General features: G+C 57.0%; 20 protein-coding genes. 11 read left to right on the forward strand and 9 right to left on the reverse strand.

The window, feature by feature from the left end; all coding sequences use genetic code 11:
* The first annotated feature begins 10 nt into the window (after positions 1-10).
* Positions 11-517 (forward strand): DUF1643 domain-containing protein, encoded by a 507-nt coding sequence (locus tag J5Y17_RS00155; RefSeq protein ID WP_219783193.1) that lies wholly within the window; start codon positions 11-13, stop codon positions 515-517.
* Here J5Y17_RS00155 and J5Y17_RS19285 read toward each other — a convergent pair whose 3' ends face one another.
* Entirely contained in the window at positions 518-1,795 is a 1,278-nt protein-coding gene (locus J5Y17_RS19285) for a hypothetical protein (protein WP_219783194.1), read from the reverse strand. It lies immediately after the preceding gene.
* A 293-nt stretch (positions 1,796-2,088) separates the two neighbouring features.
* Between J5Y17_RS19285 and J5Y17_RS00165 the strand changes: the two genes are divergently transcribed.
* On the forward strand, positions 2,089-2,385 hold the full coding sequence (locus J5Y17_RS00165; RefSeq protein ID WP_219783195.1) for a DUF5665 domain-containing protein: 297 nt from the start codon (positions 2,089-2,091) through the stop codon (positions 2,383-2,385).
* 163 nt (positions 2,386-2,548) lie between these two features.
* Entirely contained in the window at positions 2,549-2,818 is a 270-nt protein-coding gene (gene rpsO, locus J5Y17_RS00170) for a 30S ribosomal protein S15 (RefSeq protein WP_167601341.1), read from the forward strand.
* 92 nt (positions 2,819-2,910) lie between these two features.
* Here the strand turns inward: rpsO and J5Y17_RS00175 are convergent, their stop codons facing one another.
* Positions 2,911-3,639, reverse strand: coding sequence for a Crp/Fnr family transcriptional regulator (locus J5Y17_RS00175; RefSeq protein ID WP_219783196.1), 729 nt, complete (start codon positions 3,637-3,639; stop codon positions 2,911-2,913).
* 90 nt (positions 3,640-3,729) lie between these two features.
* On the opposite strand from J5Y17_RS00175, the gene J5Y17_RS00180 reads away from it, so the two are divergent.
* Positions 3,730-4,110: a hypothetical protein gene (locus J5Y17_RS00180; RefSeq protein WP_219783197.1), complete on the forward strand. Its 381-nt coding sequence runs from the start codon at positions 3,730-3,732 to the stop codon at positions 4,108-4,110.
* On the opposite strand, the gene J5Y17_RS00185 is transcribed toward J5Y17_RS00180, so the two are convergent.
* Positions 4,101-4,868 carry an SGNH/GDSL hydrolase family protein gene (locus J5Y17_RS00185; RefSeq protein ID WP_255571761.1) on the reverse strand — a complete coding sequence of 256 codons (768 nt, stop codon included), beginning with the start codon at positions 4,866-4,868 and terminating at the stop codon, positions 4,101-4,103. The genes J5Y17_RS00180 and J5Y17_RS00185 overlap by 10 nt on opposite strands.
* 275 nt (positions 4,869-5,143) lie before the next feature.
* Here J5Y17_RS00185 and putP point away from each other — a divergent pair, with 275 nt between their 5' ends.
* The 3 genes from putP to J5Y17_RS00200 all read left to right on the forward strand — a co-directional run bounded on the left by putP (position 5,144) and on the right by J5Y17_RS00200 (position 10,164).
* Positions 5,144-6,619 carry a sodium/proline symporter PutP gene (putP, locus tag J5Y17_RS00190; protein WP_219783198.1) on the forward strand — a complete coding sequence of 492 codons (1,476 nt, stop codon included), beginning with the start codon at positions 5,144-5,146 and terminating at the stop codon, positions 6,617-6,619.
* A 239-nt stretch (positions 6,620-6,858) separates the two neighbouring features.
* Positions 6,859-8,991 (forward strand): polyribonucleotide nucleotidyltransferase, encoded by a 2,133-nt coding sequence (pnp, locus tag J5Y17_RS00195; RefSeq protein ID WP_219783199.1) that lies wholly within the window; start codon positions 6,859-6,861, stop codon positions 8,989-8,991.
* A gap of 255 nt (positions 8,992-9,246) precedes the next feature.
* A complete protein-coding gene (locus J5Y17_RS00200) occupies positions 9,247-10,164 on the forward strand; it encodes a glycosyltransferase family 2 protein (protein WP_219783200.1) in 918 nt (305 codons plus the stop codon).
* An 11-nt stretch (positions 10,165-10,175) separates the two neighbouring features.
* Here the strand turns inward: J5Y17_RS00200 and J5Y17_RS00205 are convergent, their stop codons facing one another.
* The 4 genes from J5Y17_RS00205 to J5Y17_RS00220 form a co-directional block, all read right to left on the reverse strand.
* Positions 10,176-11,069, reverse strand: coding sequence for a glycosyltransferase family 92 protein (locus J5Y17_RS00205; protein ID WP_219783201.1), 894 nt, complete (start codon positions 11,067-11,069; stop codon positions 10,176-10,178).
* 82 nt (positions 11,070-11,151) lie between these two features.
* The gene (locus J5Y17_RS00210) at positions 11,152-11,799 is read right to left on the reverse strand and encodes a peroxiredoxin (RefSeq protein WP_219783202.1); all 648 of its coding nucleotides are present in this window, start codon (positions 11,797-11,799) and stop codon (positions 11,152-11,154) included.
* 107 nt (positions 11,800-11,906) lie between these two features.
* Positions 11,907-12,554 carry an RluA family pseudouridine synthase gene (locus J5Y17_RS00215; RefSeq protein ID WP_219783203.1) on the reverse strand — a complete coding sequence of 216 codons (648 nt, stop codon included), beginning with the start codon at positions 12,552-12,554 and terminating at the stop codon, positions 11,907-11,909.
* 12 nt (positions 12,555-12,566) lie between these two features.
* Entirely contained in the window at positions 12,567-13,028 is a 462-nt protein-coding gene (locus tag J5Y17_RS00220) for a GAF domain-containing protein (RefSeq protein WP_255571762.1), read from the reverse strand.
* A gap of 143 nt (positions 13,029-13,171) precedes the next feature.
* Between J5Y17_RS00220 and J5Y17_RS00225 the strand changes: the two genes are divergently transcribed.
* Together J5Y17_RS00225 and J5Y17_RS00230 are read left to right on the forward strand one after the other, a co-directional pair.
* Positions 13,172-13,516 carry an STAS domain-containing protein gene (locus J5Y17_RS00225; RefSeq protein WP_219783204.1) on the forward strand — a complete coding sequence of 115 codons (345 nt, stop codon included), beginning with the start codon at positions 13,172-13,174 and terminating at the stop codon, positions 13,514-13,516.
* A gap of 58 nt (positions 13,517-13,574) precedes the next feature.
* The gene (locus tag J5Y17_RS00230; RefSeq protein ID WP_255571763.1) at positions 13,575-14,003 is read left to right on the forward strand and encodes an ATP-binding protein; all 429 of its coding nucleotides are present in this window, start codon (positions 13,575-13,577) and stop codon (positions 14,001-14,003) included.
* 97 nt (positions 14,004-14,100) lie between these two features.
* On the opposite strand, the gene hspQ is transcribed toward J5Y17_RS00230, so the two are convergent.
* Positions 14,101-14,427: a heat shock protein HspQ gene (gene hspQ, locus J5Y17_RS00235; RefSeq protein WP_219783206.1), complete on the reverse strand. Its 327-nt coding sequence runs from the start codon at positions 14,425-14,427 to the stop codon at positions 14,101-14,103.
* Positions 14,428-14,512: 85 nt separating this feature from the next.
* Between hspQ and J5Y17_RS00240 the strand changes: the two genes are divergently transcribed.
* Positions 14,513-15,394: an AEC family transporter gene (locus tag J5Y17_RS00240; RefSeq protein WP_219783207.1), complete on the forward strand. Its 882-nt coding sequence runs from the start codon at positions 14,513-14,515 to the stop codon at positions 15,392-15,394.
* Between the two features lie 90 nt (positions 15,395-15,484).
* Positions 15,485-16,066 carry a lytic transglycosylase gene (locus tag J5Y17_RS00245; RefSeq protein ID WP_219783208.1) on the forward strand — a complete coding sequence of 194 codons (582 nt, stop codon included), beginning with the start codon at positions 15,485-15,487 and terminating at the stop codon, positions 16,064-16,066.
* A 9-nt stretch (positions 16,067-16,075) separates the two neighbouring features.
* Here J5Y17_RS00245 and J5Y17_RS00250 read toward each other — a convergent pair whose 3' ends face one another.
* Entirely contained in the window at positions 16,076-16,717 is a 642-nt protein-coding gene (locus J5Y17_RS00250; protein ID WP_255571764.1) for an outer membrane lipoprotein carrier protein LolA, read from the reverse strand.
* Positions 16,718-16,761 lie beyond the last annotated feature (44 nt).

Raw genomic sequence — 16,761 nt, forward strand, 5'->3', positions numbered from 1 at the left:
TTCAAAGCGCATGATCACCCGTACACATACCAAGGGCGACGCGCCCTCGACCGCCGTTTATTCCGATTGCGAACGCTATCGTTATTCTTTGGTGCGGACATGGGACCCGGAAGGGCGCAAGGCGTTCTTTGTGATGCTCAATCCCTCGACCGCCACTGAAGTGCAGAACGATCCCACAGTCGAGCGCTGCGAACGGCGGGCCCGCGCGCTTGGGTTCGGGTCGTTTTGTGTGACGAATATCTTCGCCTGGCGCGACACCGATCCAAAGAAAATGCGGGCCGCAAGCGATCCGGTCGGGCCCGAGAACGATCAGGCCATTCATGACTGGGCGCTCTGGTCGGATCAGATCATCTGCGCCTGGGGCACCCATGGTGCGCATCTGGACCGCGGTGCGCAGGTCGAGCGACTTTTGCGGGCCACAGGGCGGGATTTATATCACCTTGGCCTCTCAAAAGCCGGGCATCCCAAACATCCGCTTTACATCGCCTACACCCAGCAGCCGGAGCTTTGGGTCTGATCAGGCCGCAGACAGAGCGGTAGGGCTCACCTCAACCACGATATCATCGTGCGACACATCCGGCGAACCATAGAGCACGGCCACAAGTTCCCCGTTGACGATCACCTGACTGGACAGACCATCGGCGGTCTGGCTGACTTCGACATCAAGCGCGCCATCAAAGCCGTCGCTTGGATCGATGGTCACCCGCAGCAGGTCTTCGTCCCCGGAAAAGTCCGTGATCTCGGCATGTCCGACATCAGAGTTTGCATCATAGTAGAGCCAGAATTCATCAGCGCCTGCGCCACCCGCAGCAGCGTCTTCGGCATCCATCAAGATGGTATCATCACCGTCGCCGCCGTAGAGCGTATCGGCGCCCGCATCGCCGGACAGCACATAGGAAGATCCGGTGTCATTGCCGGCATAGATCGTGTCGTTGCCGCCGCCCCCGGAAAGGATCGCAGTGCCATCTCCCCCGTAGATCGTGTCATCGCCAGCACCCGCATGGACAATTGCAGCATCATCCCCGGTAGCGATCACGTCGTCCCCTACACCGCCCGTTACGATGTTCAGCGTGCCTTCAGTCTCAATGGTCGGCTGGCCGTTGTCATCCAATGTCAGGGTTGCGTCCGTGCCACCCTGCATCTGGTCATCCGGCAGGATAAAGGCCTCGCCCGCATCGGAGAGGATATGTTCGACCGTCTCTCCTGTCGGCGCGCCGGTCGATACGATTTCCTCCTCTTCCGGGCTCAACACGTCATCCTCTGCGCTGCCTTCAGGGCCGGGCTCACCAGGGATGTCCGGATCGTTGACTGCCAATACATCATCATCTGAGCTGCCCTCAGAACCCGCCTCATCCGGCACATCCGGATCATTCGGTTCAATCGCGCCGAAATCCCCCAATTCGCTCAGCGCATAAAGCGTCGTCTCCCCGCTTTCGGGGTCAATGATCTCGACGGAAATATCGCCAACGGGCAAGGTGTCATAGCCGAGGAAGGACAGAATGGTCTCGTCTTCATCGGTCACATAGGAGAGGCTTGTCCCGATCTCGTCGCCATTCTCGTCCAACAGTGGCTCGACGACGAATTCGCCCGTGTCGCCGCCATCGAGCGTCAATGTCACATGATCTTCTTCGGCCACGAAATCCGCAAAAAGAGTCTCGCCGGATCCGACCGCGACGGCATAATCATCGCCGAGACCGTCATCGCTTTCGTCGGCGACCGGAATATCCTCTTGATCCGCAGGATCATCACCGGTGAAATCCAGAAGATTGCCCTCTCCGGCGGGGCTTTCATCCACCGTAACATCCTCCGCACCTTCTTCGGAGTTGTCAGCGCTCTCTTGAGTGCTTTCCTCTGCCAAATCGGTTATTGCGAATGCAGCAGGAACCAATCCCAGCAATGCCAAAGCCCATAACATCTGCTCATACCCTTAAACAGAACAAACCCCGCAGAACGCTTAGACCTTTCTGATGTAAATGGAAGAAAAATATAGAAAAAATTCAATCTAAACAGCTGTTAACAAAGGTTAATTTTCATTTCCCGAAATTTTCGGGTAAACCGAAGTGTAGCGACCGCAACGAAGGGCAGGACATGTCAGAAGGAAAAGACATTTTATCTCAGGATATCAACGACCTGAGAGAGGAACTGGAGCGGCTGAACAATCACCGTTTTATTCGCATTCACAATTCCAATTTGCGCATGATGTGGGTTCAGTTCCTCAGAGGGCTCGCTTTCGGCTTCGGTTCGGTCGTGGGTGCGTCGATTGTCGTGTCCATCGTCGGCTACATGCTTAACCAGATGGAAGTGGTGCCCATCATCGGGGACTGGGCCAAGCAGTTGGCCGGCGAGATCATGAGTGAAACCCAGCGCGTGGAGACCGGGCAGTAAGCGGCCCGACATAGGCGCACGCGACGAAAATGCTTTATTTTCACAGAGAATCCGGCTAAACGCGCGCATTCTCGGATGAAAGAGTCCGGGAATTTCTCCAAGGGCCCTGCTGGACGACATCCCGGCTTGTGCCATAACCCTTTGTTTTCGAAAGGAGACCCCGATGTCGATCACTGCTGAAGAGAAAAGCCGCCTGATCAAGGAATTCGCCACCAAAGAAGGTGACACCGGTTCCCCCGAAGTTCAGGTCGCAATTCTGACCTCGCGCATTTCCACGCTCACCGAGCACTTCAAAACCCACAAAAAAGACAACCACGGTCGTCGTGGTCTTTTGATGATGGTGGCTCAGCGTCGTAAGCTTCTCGACTACCTCAAAGGTAAAGACGAAGCCCGTTACCTCGACCTGATCAAGCGTCTCGGTATCCGTCGCTAAGACGAAAGTACCTCCGAAGCCCCGGCCACGGCGACTGTTGCGGTGGGGAGACGGATCGGAACAGGAAAAGGCCCTCTTCGGAGGGTCTTTTTTTATATCAGCGGCCTCTGTTCCATCTCTTCGACCTCCATCATGGCACTGTTTTGCAATTTCTCTCGGTCGAGAATGGTCAGCGCCCCGTTGGTCCAATCCGCCACCTTACGCGACCGAAGCTGGCTCAGCGTTTTATTGGTATGGACCAGAGAGAGCCCCAAAGCATCCGCCAAGTCCTGCTGACGGAAGGGCAAGGCCACACTGTTGCCCTTGGTCAAGCCGCGGTAATTCAGACGGTCGTAGAGTTTCAAAAGCGCCCATGCCACGCGTTCCAGCCCGGTGCGCTGGCCAACAGTGGCAAGACTTTGACCAAGAAATGCTTCCTCTGCGGCCGCCAGCCACACGAGATCATAGGCCCGCGACGGATGCGATTGAAACAACCGCCAAAGATCTTGTCGCTGAAAGGTGCAAAGCACCATCGGGGTCGTTGCCTCGACCGAATGACCCGCCTCGCCCATGACGCCGGCCTGAAGGCCGATAAAATCACCAGGCATAAGGAAATTAATCACCTGCCTGCGGCCATTCTCGAGTGTCTTGTAGCGCACCCCCATGCCGCTCAACACGGTGTAAAGATGTGGTGTTTTCGCGCCTTCGATCTGAATCGTGGTTTTCGCATCGACACTCAGCTCACCGCTTTTGAACCCCTCCATGAAGTACAGTTCCTGTGCCGAGAAGGGGGAGAAACACTCTTTTTGGCGCAGCGGGCAATTTTTACAACTCGTCGTCATTCTTCGCACTCCACTATGTCATAGTTTAATTCGCGAAGACGCCATTTGGTTCATTCTGGGATATAATTTCCTGATACGGACCTTCCTGACATGTTCGGCAAAACTGCCCAATCCACGCCGCCAAGTGCGGTTTTTTTGATCCTTTGTGACGAATGGAATCTTGGGGAGAGCTTAAGGCTCGCGTTGCTGAGCGTCACACCCGAGGCGCTGATCCTATGGGCGACAACACCAGGCGAGGCCCTTGTGGAAATTACGAAACAATCGGAGGTGACGGCCGCGTTTCTCGCCCTGCCCGCCTCAGAGGTCAACGCCGGCTCGCTGGGACACAGACTCGAGCAACGCGGCGCGCGCATCGTTATCTGGGGCGCAAGCCCGTCACAGGCCGCGCCTCCTTTCGAAACACTCAGCTGGCCGCAGGACATCCGCGCACTCAAACTGTTCTTGGAAAAACCCGCGAAAGATCAGTCGTAAGTCTTAATAATGTGAGAAAGCTTTTGCCCGATGATCCGGGACGCTTTGCGCGACGGGTGGATCATGTCTACCCCGTGAAAGGACCTATCCCCATTGGGCACAAGCCCCGACACATCGAGGAAATAGACCCCATCCTGCGCGGCTGCCATGCGCGAAAGGCGGGTTTCGAACTCATCGCCCAGCGCACGGCAGGCATCGATCACCGAGTCCACGCCCGGTGAGCGCAGATAGCCGAGATAGATCACGCGGGCGCCCGTTTTACGAATGTCGTGCACCAGCTTGGGAATTTCACCGCTTGTTCCACCCTGCGAAATCATCCGCGCCATCTTACGATCACAGACACCACAGCCACAGCCCAGCCAAAGATCGTTGCCACCGCCGTTGATCACAACCCAATCGACTTCGTCTCCGCGATACTGTTTGGAAATTTTCATCCCCATCGCCCCGGTGATAGGCAGCCCGTAGATGATCCGCGCGCCCCCGATGGCCCGGTTTTCGACCGGCTCGCCAAGGCTTTCGGCCAGAGCATCGGCAATCGAGTTTTTCGACACGGAATGCCAGGCGATCATCGAATCCCCGAGCGTCAGAATGCGCGCATCACTCATCTGCAGCGTTTCGTTCGGAGGTGCGGCGCGCGAGGCAATTTCATGACCATTGGCATGGGCTGTTACGCCGAGAGAGATCAGAAGAACGGTCAAAGCCACGCAAGCCAGCATCGGTGCTTGGATCAGGCGGCGCTTCAGTTGCGCATTGTACATGATGGCACTCTTCGTCCTTGGCATCACAAAGATTCTCCGGCTCACCCAGACTTGGCGAGGCTATACGATAGCCCACATTCTCATGAAAACCGAAAACATCGGCAAATGAGGCGTGGTCAAACACCCCAATGTTCACTGTTCGTCTGCGATCATAACGCAGCAAAATTACCAAAGAATGACCAAATGTCCTTATTTTTTCTGACAAATAGTCTTTTCTTGTTTCCGGATTATACATCTGCATGTTTCCCCGGAAAATTCCAACAAGGGGAAGAGTTATGGAATTGGGAGTTTGGATCAGTCTGATCCTCTATTTCGTGCTGATGCTTGCCATCGGTTTTTACGCATGGCGCAAGTCCACAGATACGGCCGAAGGCTATGTCCTCGGCGGGCGCAATTTGCACCCGGCCGTCGCAGCCCTGTCCGCTGGCGCCTCCGATATGAGCGGCTGGCTTTTGCTCGGCCTGCCCGGCGCGCTTTATGCCTCCGGCCTGATCGAGGCCTGGATCGGCATCGGGCTCTTCGTCGGCGCGTTCATCAACTGGGTCGTGGTGGCCCCGCGCCTGCGTGAACAGACCAAACGCTATGACAACAGCCTGACCATCCCGGAATTCCTCGCCAATCGCTTCCCAACGGCGGCCACCACCCTGCGCGTCGTCTCGGCGGTGATCATCGTGCTCTTCTTCGCGGTCTACACCGCCTCGGGCCTCGTCGGCGGTGGCAAGCTTTTCGCCTCGGCCTTTGATGGCGCCTACATGACCGGCGTGATCCTCACTCTGGGTGTGGTTCTGGTCTACACGGTGTTTGGCGGCTTCTTGGCCGTGTCGCTCACCGACTTCGTGCAGGGCTGCATCATGATGTTCGCTTTGATCATCATGCCGATCATGATCCTCACCACCGGTCAGGGCAATGGCGTCGAACAAGCCGCCGAACGTCTCGCGACCGAGGTGGCCCCGAACTACCTGTCGATGACCCACGGCCTGACGCTTTTGACCTTCCTGTCCACGGTCGCCTGGGGTCTGGGCTATTTCGGTCAGCCGCATATCATCGTGCGCTTCATGGCCGTGCGTTCTGTCAAAGAAGTGCCCGTCGCGCGCAACATCGCGATGCTCTGGATGGCGATCTCGCTCGTGGGCGCCATCGGTGTCGGCGTCTTCGGTCGCACCTACATGGAGCGCAATGGTCTGACGCTTGAGGACCCGGAAACGATCTTCATCGTGCTCTCCGAGCTGTTGTTCCACCCGCTGGTCACCGGCTTCCTTTTCGCCGCCCTTCTGGCCGCGATCATGTCCACCGTATCCTCGCAACTTCTGGTGTCTTCGTCCTCTCTGACCGAAGATTTCTACAAAGTCTTCTTCCGCCGCGAAGCCTCGGATCAGGAACTGGTCAACGTGGGCCGGATCAGTGTGGCGCTCGTGGGTCTCGTGGCAATCCTCATCGCCTCCAATCAGGACAGCTCCGTGCTTGGCCTCGTGTCCAACGCCTGGGCCGGGTTCGGTGCCGCGTTCGGTCCGCTGATGATCTTCTCTCTGACCTGGAAACGCATGACCGGCGCAGGCGCCGTGTCGGGTCTGGTCGTGGGGGCTGGCACCGTGGCGCTGTGGATTTCCACCGGGCTAAACAAAAGCTTCATGGGTCAGGGTCTTTATGAGATCATCCCCGGTTTCGTCGCCTCCGCCATCGCGATTGTCGTCGTCAGCCTCCTGACGAAAGACAAAGGCGAATTCCGCGCGATGGAAACACCTGCGGAGTGATCCCTGCACATCGAGAACGTAACACGCGGGCGGCCTTCGGGTCGCCCGTTTCATTTTCCCTACCCACAACTCGCGACTTGGCGCAGAGCGCATTTTCCTGTATGCGAGCCCCATCTGAGACGTAACGCAAAAGACCCCGGCGTTGTGAAAGTAAGATATGGGGTCGGCGGCAATGGGGCCGCCACGCAAAACGGGAGACGCGAGAGGGCTCGCGAGTGCTCCCAAACAGGATACGCTGAATGTTCAACGAAGTGAAAAAATCGATCCAGTGGGGCGAAGAAACCCTCACTCTGGAAACGGGCAAGGTTGCCCGTCAGGCCGATGGCACCGTCATCGCCACCCTTGGTGAAACCTCCGTGATGGCCAACGTCACCTTCGCCAAGCAACAAAAGCCGGGGCAGGACTTCTTCCCGCTGACCGTGCACTACCAAGAGAAATACTACGCCGCCGGTAAAATCCCGGGTGGCTTCTTCAAACGCGAGGCCCGTCCGACGGAAAAAGAGACGCTCACCGCGCGTCTGATCGACCGTCCGATCCGCCCGCTTTTCGTCCCCGGCTTCAAAAACGAAGTTCTGGTGATGTGCACCGTTCTGTCGCACGACCTGGTTAACGACCCGGACATCGTGGCCATGATCGCGGCCTCTGCCGCTCTGACCATTTCCGGCGCGCCCTTCATGGGTCCGATCGCTGGCGCCCGCGTGGGCTTCGAGGATGGCGAATACATCCTGAACCCGACCGTGGACGACATGGACCAGCTGCGCAACAACCCGGACCAGCGTCTGGACCTCGTTGTCGCCGGCACCAAAGACGCCGTTATGATGGTGGAATCCGAGGCTTACGAGCTTTCTGAGGACGAAATGCTCGGCGCTGTGACCTTTGCTCATGAGCAAATCCAGCCGGTCATCGACCTGATCATCGATCTGGCCGAAGAGTCCGCGAAAGAGCCGTTCGAATTCGCCGCTCCGGATTACTCCGCGCTCTATGACGTGGTGAAAGCCGCTGGCGAAGCCTCCATGAAAGAGGCCTATTCGATCCTCGACAAGCAAGAGCGTGTTGCCGCCGTTGCCGCCGCCAAGGAAGCGATCAAAGCCGGTCTCACCGAAGAGCAGCTTGAAGACGAGAACCTCGGCTCCGCCCTCAAGAAGCTCGAATCCAACGTGCTGCGGTCTACCGTCGTGAAAGAAGGCAAGCGCATCGATGGCCGTGCTCTCGATCAGGTTCGCCCGATCGTTTGCGAAACCGGTCTTCTGCCGCGTACTCACGGTTCTGCTCTGTTCACCCGCGGTGAAACTCAGGGCCTCGTCGTGACCACGCTCGGCACCGGCGACGATGAGCAGATCATCGACGCGCTGCATGGCAACTTCCGCTCCAACTTCCTGCTGCACTACAACTTCCCGCCGTACTCGGTCGGTGAAGTGGGTCGTGTCGGCTCCCCGGGTCGTCGTGAAATCGGTCACGGCAAACTGGCATGGCGCGCCCTTCAGGCCGTTCTGCCCGCCGCCACCGACTTCCCCTACACGATCCGCGTGGTCTCGGAGATCACCGAATCGAACGGCTCCTCCTCGATGGCTTCCGTCTGCGGCGGCTCCCTGTCGATGATGGACGCCGGCGTGCCGCTCAAATCCGCTGTGGCCGGTGTGGCCATGGGTCTAGTGCTCGAAGACGATGGCGAATTCGCGATCCTGACCGACATTCTTGGCGACGAGGATCACCTCGGCGACATGGACTTTAAAGTCGCAGGTACCGAAAACGGCATCACGTCCCTGCAAATGGACATCAAAGTCGCAGGCATCACGCCCGAGATCATGAAGAAAGCTCTGGCTCAGGCCAAAGAGGGCCGTATGCACATCCTCGGCGAGATGAACAAAGCGCTGTCCGGCGCTGGCGAATTCTCCGCCCACGCTCCGCGCATCGAGACCATGCAGATCCCGACCGACAAGATCCGTGAAGTGATCGGCTCCGGCGGTAAAGTGATCCGCGAGATCGTCGAAACCTCCGGCGCGAAAGTCGACATCAACGACGAAGGCATCATCAAAATCGCCTCCGCCAACGGTGAGTCGATCCAGAAAGCCTACGACATGATCTACTCCATCGTGGCCGAGCCGGAAGAGGGCATGGTCTACAAAGGCAAGGTCGTGAAACTCGTCGATTTCGGCGCTTTCGTGAACTTCTTCGGCAAGCGTGACGGTCTGGTGCACGTGTCTCAGATCGAGAACCGTCGCCTGAACCACCCGTCGGATGTCCTGAAAGAAGGTCAGGAAGTCTACGTGAAACTTCTGGGCTTCGACGACCGTGGCAAGGTGCGCCTTGGCATGAAAATGGTCGATCAGGAAACTGGCGAAGAGATCAAGAAAGAGGAAGACGCCGAGTAATCGGTTCTTCTGTTCGAGAGATAGAAAAGCCCCGCTTTTGGCGGGGCTTTTTGTTTCAGTATTTGCGGCAGCAAAGGAAACAGGGGAAACTCGCCTAAAATGACCCAGGTGACGCGAGGTCGCTTTTATTTCCGGAAACAAACAGGCTAGAGCGTCTAAGCCCCTACCAAGCTTTAGAAGACCCTGATGCCTCCCAATCGCCTTACTCAACATTTTCGCATTACCGTCGCCGCGCTCACCCGCAGGCGTCCCAATATGGTGGAAGCTCTGATCACATCCTGGGGTCAGATGGATTTGCCCGCGCATTGCGACATACGCTGTCTGATCGTGGAAAACGACGAGCAACCGCAAACCCGTTCACTTGTCACGACGCAGCCTGTTTTGCCGAACGGCGTGCCGCTCGACTACGTGCTCGAAACCGAAGCGGGCATCCCGTTCGGCCGCAACCGCGCCGCAAAAGAGGCTCTGGCACAAGGCGCTGATCTTTTGGTCTTTGTGGATGATGACGAAGCCGTCGCGAAAGACTGGCTGGTCAAACTGATCGAAGGCTACCGGCAAAGCGAAGCCGTACTGTTGGGGGCACCTATGCTTGTCGCGCCGCAAAACGAACCACTGACCTATATGCAGTCTCTCGTCCTAACAAACTTGACCGAAGTCTATCAAAAAAGGGCTGATACCGCAGCAGAGACGGCGACGCTGAACACCCGGGGACGGAGTGTCATCGCAACCAATAACTGGGTCGCTCAAACCCGTTTGTTTCGCGATGAAAATATCTGGTTCCATGAGGCGCTGCGGTTTTCCGGAGGCGAGGACACACAGTTTCTCGTGGATGTGATGGAACGTGGCTTTACCGTCGGTTGGATCAAAGACGCCTATGTCTATGAAACCATCCCGACCGATCGCCTCAGCCTACGCTACCAATTTCGACGCGCGCGAGACCAAGCCAACACAAGCTTTCATCGCCACATGTCGAAAAAACCGCTTAGTCGATACACGATTTTCCTGCGCATTCCCGGCAAGCTGATCCAGCTTGTTTTTCTTTTGTTGATCATCCCCTTCGCGCATAAAACCGCCCCGTTGCGACTTGCGCGTATGGCGGGCGGCTTTTGGGGAAAACTGAATGCCGCTGTGGGTGTGTGGTTCAAACATTACGCCAAGACCACCGGGCACTAAGCTTGTGAGGGCTAGCTCCCCCCAAACCACCGTTTCGCTGCCAGATCCTCGACGCTTTCCGCCTCGATCTGATCCACCTTACGCATCACGCGGCGGAGGTGGTCGTTTGCGTCTTGGGTCATGTTGGAGCCGCGCGTGATTTTGGCCATCAACTCCGCAGTCGAACGGGTGTAATAGTGGTTGAGCTGGATATGATCGGCGGAATAAAAGCCCGGCTTTTTGCGATCAGACGCAGAGGCTTTCTCGCCCCTGTCGTTCACACTCATGCTTGAGCCATCCGTCTCGATGGAATGCACTTTCATCGCGGTAACGTGGCACGGGTCCACGATCATCTTGAAATTGCACATGCCCTTGAGGGGGCTCATCGGGTCGGGGTGACGGCGGGTATAATTTTCGACGATGCCGCCCTCCGGCGCGTCCTCAAAACCGTTGCGTCCGAACATATGCCAAGGCAGCGAAATGTTCACCTCGGCGTCCAGATGCGCCAGACACTCCATCAACGTCTCACCCGATTTCGGCACTAGAAATTCATCGACATCGATAAAGGCCATCCATCGGAATTGATCGCCGAAGTTGCGCACCGCATGGGCGTAGGCCAGCACTTGATTGTGAATTTCCGCGCCCGAATTCCCATCGCGCAGCTTTTGATTCCAGGGGATTACCGTCACATTCCGAACACCGACAGCGGCCACAATTTGCACCAAGGTGCCGTCGGTTGAGCCATTGTCATAGACATAGAAATGGCGCACCCCGGCCTTGTGGTGAAACCGCGCCCATTCGCCGATATGGGCCTCTTCGTCGCGCACGATCAGGACAGTCGCGAGGCCTTCGCGGTCGGGCAAAGCCTTGGGAGGATCGAATGCAATTCGAGAGATGGATTTGGTGCGGCGCAGTGCTGAAAACATAAAAAACCCCTGTTCGCGAGCACCATAGGAAAGATCGGCACAGGCGAACAGGGGCGATTTCAGCGGCTTTTGACCGAAACGCTTACGCTTTCACGAAACGCAGGTACGGCAGCTTGATGTCCACCTCGCCGAATTTCTCGGCGGCCTGTTCGTCCGTCAGCGACAGAGCGGCGATCACGTCCTGGCCAATGGTCCAGTTCGCAGGCGTCGCAAGCGGCACGCCGTAGGTTTTTTGCAGACCATCAAGGGCGCGCAGAACTTCGGCAAAGTTCCGGCCCACGGACATCGGGTAGGTCATGATGAGCTGAACTTTTTTGTCCGGGGAGATGATGAACACCGAACGCACAGAGGCAGAATCCGCAGCGGTGCGGCCGTCCGGCAGGTAGGCCTCAGCCGGCAACATGTCGAAGGCTTTCGACACGGCCAGATCGGTATCGGCGATGATCGGGAAACCGGCTTTGGCGTTGGCAAAGCCTTCGATGTCGGATTTCCACTGCACGTGCTCTTCGGCGCCATCGACGGAGAGACCGATCACCTTGGTGCCACGCTTTTCCCATTCGTCAGCAAGCTGCGCCACGGCACCGAATTCGGTGGTGCAGACCGGGGTGAAATCTTTCGGGTGGGAGAACAGGATCGCCCAGCTGTCACCGATCCAGTCGTGGAAGGTGATTTCGCCCTGATCGGTCATGGCGGTGAAGTTCGGAACGATGTCGTTGATGCGAAGACCCATGGTCAACTCCTCTATGTTTTAGTAACTCGTCTGGAAACTTAGATACATTCTAAATTTCGAATTTCTACCCCGACCGCGACCGCCGCGACAATTTTACTCGGGTTTATTCAAAACGGGCATTTCGCCGTAAAAGACAGCCCGGCGCCTCCGTCCGGGTGCCGGAACCGTAGCTGTTCTGCGTGCAACATCAAGCGCGAAGCCTCACGCGCCTCACCCGTCGCGTAAAACGGATCACCCATGATCGGATGCCCGATCGCAAGCATATGCACACGCAGCTGGTGAGAACGACCCGTTTTCGGCATCAGCCGTACCCGCGTCTGATTGTCCTGATACCGCACCACCCGCCAATCGGTGACGGCAGGCTTGCCGGTTTCGTGACAAACCATCTGTTTCGGGCGGTTCGGCCAATCGACGATCAATGGCAAATCCACCGTGCCCGTTTTCTCCGCGATATGCCCGTGGACCCAAGCGACATAGGTTTTCTTGGTCTGACGCTTTTCGAACTGAAGCCCGATGTGACGTTGTGCGTGAGGCGTCAGAGCAAAGACCATGACTCCAGAGGTATCCCGATCCAACCGGTGGATCAGCAACGCCTCCGGAAACGCCGTCTGAATGCGCGACATGAGGCAATCGGCCAGATGCTCGCCCTTACCCGGTACGGACAAAAGCCCCGACGGTTTGTTCACCACGAGAATCTCATGATCCATGTGGAGCACATCCAGAGGGTCTTGCGGAGGATTGTAATCGTCACTCATGAGAGGCGCCTATCATGCCCGTGTGACATTGGCAAAAACGCGATTGAGAATAAGGGTCAGTTGCTCCGCATCTTCCTCGGTGAAAGCGGCAGAAAAATCGCTGTCGAGATCGAAAACCCCCAACAATTCGCCTTTGGCATTTTGCACAGGCAGGACCAGTTCCGAGCGTGTTGATGAGGCACAGGCGATATGGCCCTCGAAGGCCTCAACATCCGGAACCAGTTGCACCTCGCGTGTCCGGGCACAGGCTCCGCAGACACCACGTGAAAACGGGATCACCAGACAGCCATGACCGCCCTGATATGGGCCTATTTTTAAGAGGTTTTCCTCAACCACGCGATAAAATCCCGTCCAATGAAACCGATCATCCGACTGATGCACCTCACAGGCCATGGTCGCCATCAGAGCCACCTCATCCGTTTCTCCCTCGCAGAGCGCCTTGAGGCGCGCGGACAAACCAGCGTAGTCGGTCATAATTTTCTCCATTTTCCTATCGGCGCAAACCCATTGGTAAGATTTCAGCCTTAGGATCAAGCCCAATACAGCGTCTTTCCGCTTTCCGGGTAGCTCCGTCGGAGGTTTGATCACAGACGCTTCGCAGGAAAAAGGTACGCCATATGAAACTGACACATCAGGACTTTGATGACGTGCGCGTGGTTTGCGTCGGTGAAAACCGAATTGACGCCGCCTGTGCCATCCAGTTCAAAGACGAAATGCGCGCGCTGAGCGACAGCGGCCCTGCGCGTATTCTTCTTGATCTGCAAAACGTCGAATTTCTCGACAGTTCCGGGCTTGGCGCTGTGGTCGCCGCCTTGAAGGCCGTGCGTCATGGTCAGCGTCTAGAACTCGCCGCGCTGCATCCCACGGTGCAACGTGTCTTTCACCTGACTCGCATGGATACCGTGTTCACCATCCACACCAGCGTCGCAACTGCTGTTGACGGGATTGCAAATGCGTCCTGAGGGAAATCTCACCCACCAGAATTCCTGGGAGGTGTCTCCCCAATCGAAAGAACATGACTTGAGACTCATTCTGCCAGCGACGGATGCCGCGGTCCGACGCGGACTTCAAACCATCAAGGATGGACTTGGGCCGAAGGGCCTCGCCCCAGATGAGGTTGCCAGCCTTGAAATCGTCTTGGCGGAAATTCTCAACAACATCGTCGAACATGCCTATGCAGGACACCCAGAAGGTCAGATCGATATCCGTTTGTCTCAGGCAGACGACGGATTGCATTGCATGATTTCGGACAGAGGCAAAATGATGCCCGGTGGCGAGCCGCCGCTGGGGTTGAAAGTCGACCTGAATTGCGACGTTGCCGATTTGCCCGAGGGAGGATTTGGATGGTTTCTGATCCGCGAATTGGCGCATGAGTTGGACTACACGCATACCGACGGGGAAAACAAATTGAGCTTTAGAATGGCGATCGGTCAGAAGATCCGGACGTAGCGCACCAACCAAAAGACCTCTCGCGTCGATAGCGCCAACTCCTTCAGTGTGCGCAAGGACGCAAAAGCGACCTTTTTCCCAATTCCGAAAGGCCTGCTCAGTTCAGCTGGAAATGCAAAGGGTAAGAACCATCGCAAAACGGGCCGAACAAATCCGACAAATCCGGATGGTCAATCGGGACTCCCGAATAATCCGCTACAAGGTTTTGCTCGGACACATAAGCCACGTAATAGCTTTGGTCATTCTCGGCGAGCAAATGATAAAAGGGCTGATCTTTATTGGGTCTGACGTCCTCGGGAATGGCGGCGTACCACTCGTCCGTGTTTGAGAAGATCGCGTCCACATCGAACACGACCCCCCGAAAGCTGAGCTTTCTGTGGCGCACAACTTGCCCCAGATGATATTTCGCCCGCGATTTCATCATAACATTGCAACCCCTATATTAGGTTAGTAGACCCTAAAAACGGGGCCTGTCCACGGGGGAGGGCCAAAGAAATGGGAAACAGTCTGTGAACCTCATTTTAACAGTGATGGAAATTGTCACCCCTGTTTTCCTTTTGGCGTTGATCGGTTTCACTTGGGTCAAGACGGGTCACGAGTACCGTTTGGAGTTTGTCACCAAGCTGACCATGACACTTTCCGTGCCTGCTCTGATCTTCACAGCTTTGGTCAAAGCCGACATTGATCCGGCCGCCCTAACCGCCCTATCGATGGCCTCCGTCGCGGCCTACGGCGGCGTCACCATCGCTGCGTGGATCGCCGTCAAAGCCTTGAAACTCGACACCCGCACCTATCTTGCGCCACTAATTTTCGGCAACACCGGCAACCTCGGGCTGCCCCTTGCGCTCTTTGCCTTCGGCCAAGCGGGCTTGAGCTACGCGGTCGTCGTTTTTGCCGCCATGGCACTCTGGTCTTTCACCTTCGGCATCTATGTCACGGCCGGTCGTGGATCGCTTGGTAAGGCCTTCAAGGAACCTCTTGTCTGGGCCACGGCTCTCGGCGCCCTTTTTCTTTGGCAAGGCTGGACCCTGCCGCGCGTCGCAATGAACACGCTTGAAATGCTGGGCCAGATCGCCATTCCGCTCATGCTCATCACATTGGGCGTCGCGGTTGCGCGCCTGCATCCGCGGGGACTTGGTCGCGCCACGCTGATTTCGCTTGGCAAAGTGGTGCTCTGCGCGGGCATCGCGGCCTTGGCCGGGATGTATTTCGATCTCGCGCCTGTGCCTTTTGCGGTGCTTGTGGTGCAAATCGCCACGCCAGTGGCCGTCACCTCTTACATGCTGGCGGAGAAATACGGCGCGGATTCGGACTCGGTCGCGGCCCTCGTGGTGTCCTCCACCCTCCTGTCCGTTCTCTACCTGCCGCTGCTTTTGGCCCTCGTTATTTAGAACCTCTGCTCGGTACGATCACAGGAATGCCATTTCACAGACCGGTGAAATTCGGTATGATCTCGCCAAAGTAAAGAGCGAGAGGCAGGTATGAGCAGAGGTCTTCGCGCATTGGGTTTTTGTCTGTTGGTTGCAGCCTGCGGCGGGAATTATTCCGCGCCGCGCGACCTCGACAATGCGTGCGCAATCGTATCCGAACGCCCGAGATATCATCGGGCCATGAAGCAAACCGAACGCAAATGGGGCGTGCCGGTCTATGTCCAGATGGCGACATTCTATCAGGAAAGCAAATTCATCGGTGATGCGCGCACACCCTATCGCTTTGTCCTGGATGTGATCCCGATGGGCCGCCAAAGCTCGGCTTACGGCTATGCGCAGGCGCTCGATGCCACATGGGACGAATACCGCGACGAAGAAGGTCGGCGCGGCGCGAAGCGTGACCGGATCGAGGACGCGACCGATTTCATGGGCTGGTATATGGACAAAACCACCGAAGCTCTGGGCATTTCCAAAGCCGACGCCCGCGCGCAGTACCTCGCCTACCACGAGGGCCGCACGGGCTATGCACGCGGGTCCTATAATGCCAAGCCGTGGCTCTTGCGCGTCTCCTCTCAGGTTGCCGCACGCTCTGACACCTATCGGAGTCAACTCATGGCCTGCGGCAAGCTTTGAGAAAAAGGGTTAGTCGAGCGGCGTTCCGCGCCGGTCGGCTTCTGACCGGATGTTGAAATTGCGGTCAGAGACAGCGCCACCCAGAGACATCTTGGTCAACTGAACCGTGGTCGAGCCTCCGGCCTCATCGTGGATGACCCAAGCCTTGAGCACAGGTGTCGCGCTGAAGATCAGATCGATATAGCCGTATTCAGGATTGTCAGGGTCTTGCGCCCGCACAATCGTGTCGCCGTCTTTTTCACGGTGCGACACCACCATCTTGGCGGCATTCAAGTCGACATTGCGCTTGAGGATCACTGACAGAGGGGTCTGCGACAGCGGAAACCTCTGCGGCGGTTCATTCGAGCCCGGATCGAAAATCCCAACCTGACCACCGGACACCAACACAAGCGCATCGTCCGCCGAACCGTATTCGAGGCGCATCCGGCCGGGGCGTTTGATCGTCACCTTGCCGGCGGAGCGAGAGCCATCATCGTTGGTTTGGACAAAATCCGCCTGAACCGTGCTGAGGCTGTTCAGATAATTGGAGAGTGTGGACAGGGACAGCTTTTCCGCCGCCGCGGGGGCGACAGTGGACAAAGCAATCAGGGCGGCGGGCGCAAGCGCGGTCAGAAATCGTTTCATGACGTAGATATACGTCAGATTCTCCAACCTTCCATATCTCTTCTGCTCACAAGAGAGCGACAGGCGTGTGA

It is taken from the genome of Celeribacter sp. PS-C1 (assembly GCF_019429625.1).
Taxonomy (GTDB): Bacteria; Pseudomonadota; Alphaproteobacteria; order Rhodobacterales; family Rhodobacteraceae; genus Celeribacter.

Bases quoted from the DNA above. Each gene is read 5' to 3' on its own strand.
- J5Y17_RS00155 (WP_219783193.1), top strand. From the start codon at position 11: ATGATCACCCGTACACATACCAAGGGCGACGCGCCCTCGACCGCCGTT.
- J5Y17_RS00165 (WP_219783195.1), top strand. From the start codon at position 2,089: ATGTCAGAAGGAAAAGACATTTTATCTCAGGATATCAACGACCTGAGA.
- rpsO (WP_167601341.1), top strand. From the start codon at position 2,549: ATGTCGATCACTGCTGAAGAGAAAAGCCGCCTGATCAAGGAATTCGCC.
- J5Y17_RS00175 (WP_219783196.1), bottom strand. From the start codon at position 3,639: ATGACGACGAGTTGTAAAAATTGCCCGCTGCGCCAAAAAGAGTGTTTC.
- J5Y17_RS00180 (WP_219783197.1), top strand. From the start codon at position 3,730: ATGTTCGGCAAAACTGCCCAATCCACGCCGCCAAGTGCGGTTTTTTTG.
- J5Y17_RS00185 (WP_255571761.1), bottom strand. From the start codon at position 4,868: ATGTACAATGCGCAACTGAAGCGCCGCCTGATCCAAGCACCGATGCTG.
- putP (WP_219783198.1), top strand. From the start codon at position 5,144: ATGGAATTGGGAGTTTGGATCAGTCTGATCCTCTATTTCGTGCTGATG.
- pnp (WP_219783199.1), top strand. From the start codon at position 6,859: ATGTTCAACGAAGTGAAAAAATCGATCCAGTGGGGCGAAGAAACCCTC.
- J5Y17_RS00200 (WP_219783200.1), top strand. From the start codon at position 9,247: ATGGTGGAAGCTCTGATCACATCCTGGGGTCAGATGGATTTGCCCGCG.
- J5Y17_RS00205 (WP_219783201.1), bottom strand. From the start codon at position 11,069: ATGTTTTCAGCACTGCGCCGCACCAAATCCATCTCTCGAATTGCATTC.
- J5Y17_RS00210 (WP_219783202.1), bottom strand. From the start codon at position 11,799: ATGGGTCTTCGCATCAACGACATCGTTCCGAACTTCACCGCCATGACC.
- J5Y17_RS00215 (WP_219783203.1), bottom strand. From the start codon at position 12,554: ATGAGTGACGATTACAATCCTCCGCAAGACCCTCTGGATGTGCTCCAC.
- J5Y17_RS00220 (WP_255571762.1), bottom strand. From the start codon at position 13,028: ATGACCGACTACGCTGGTTTGTCCGCGCGCCTCAAGGCGCTCTGCGAG.
- J5Y17_RS00225 (WP_219783204.1), top strand. From the start codon at position 13,172: ATGAAACTGACACATCAGGACTTTGATGACGTGCGCGTGGTTTGCGTC.
- hspQ (WP_219783206.1), bottom strand. From the start codon at position 14,427: ATGATGAAATCGCGGGCGAAATATCATCTGGGGCAAGTTGTGCGCCAC.
- J5Y17_RS00245 (WP_219783208.1), top strand. From the start codon at position 15,485: ATGAGCAGAGGTCTTCGCGCATTGGGTTTTTGTCTGTTGGTTGCAGCC.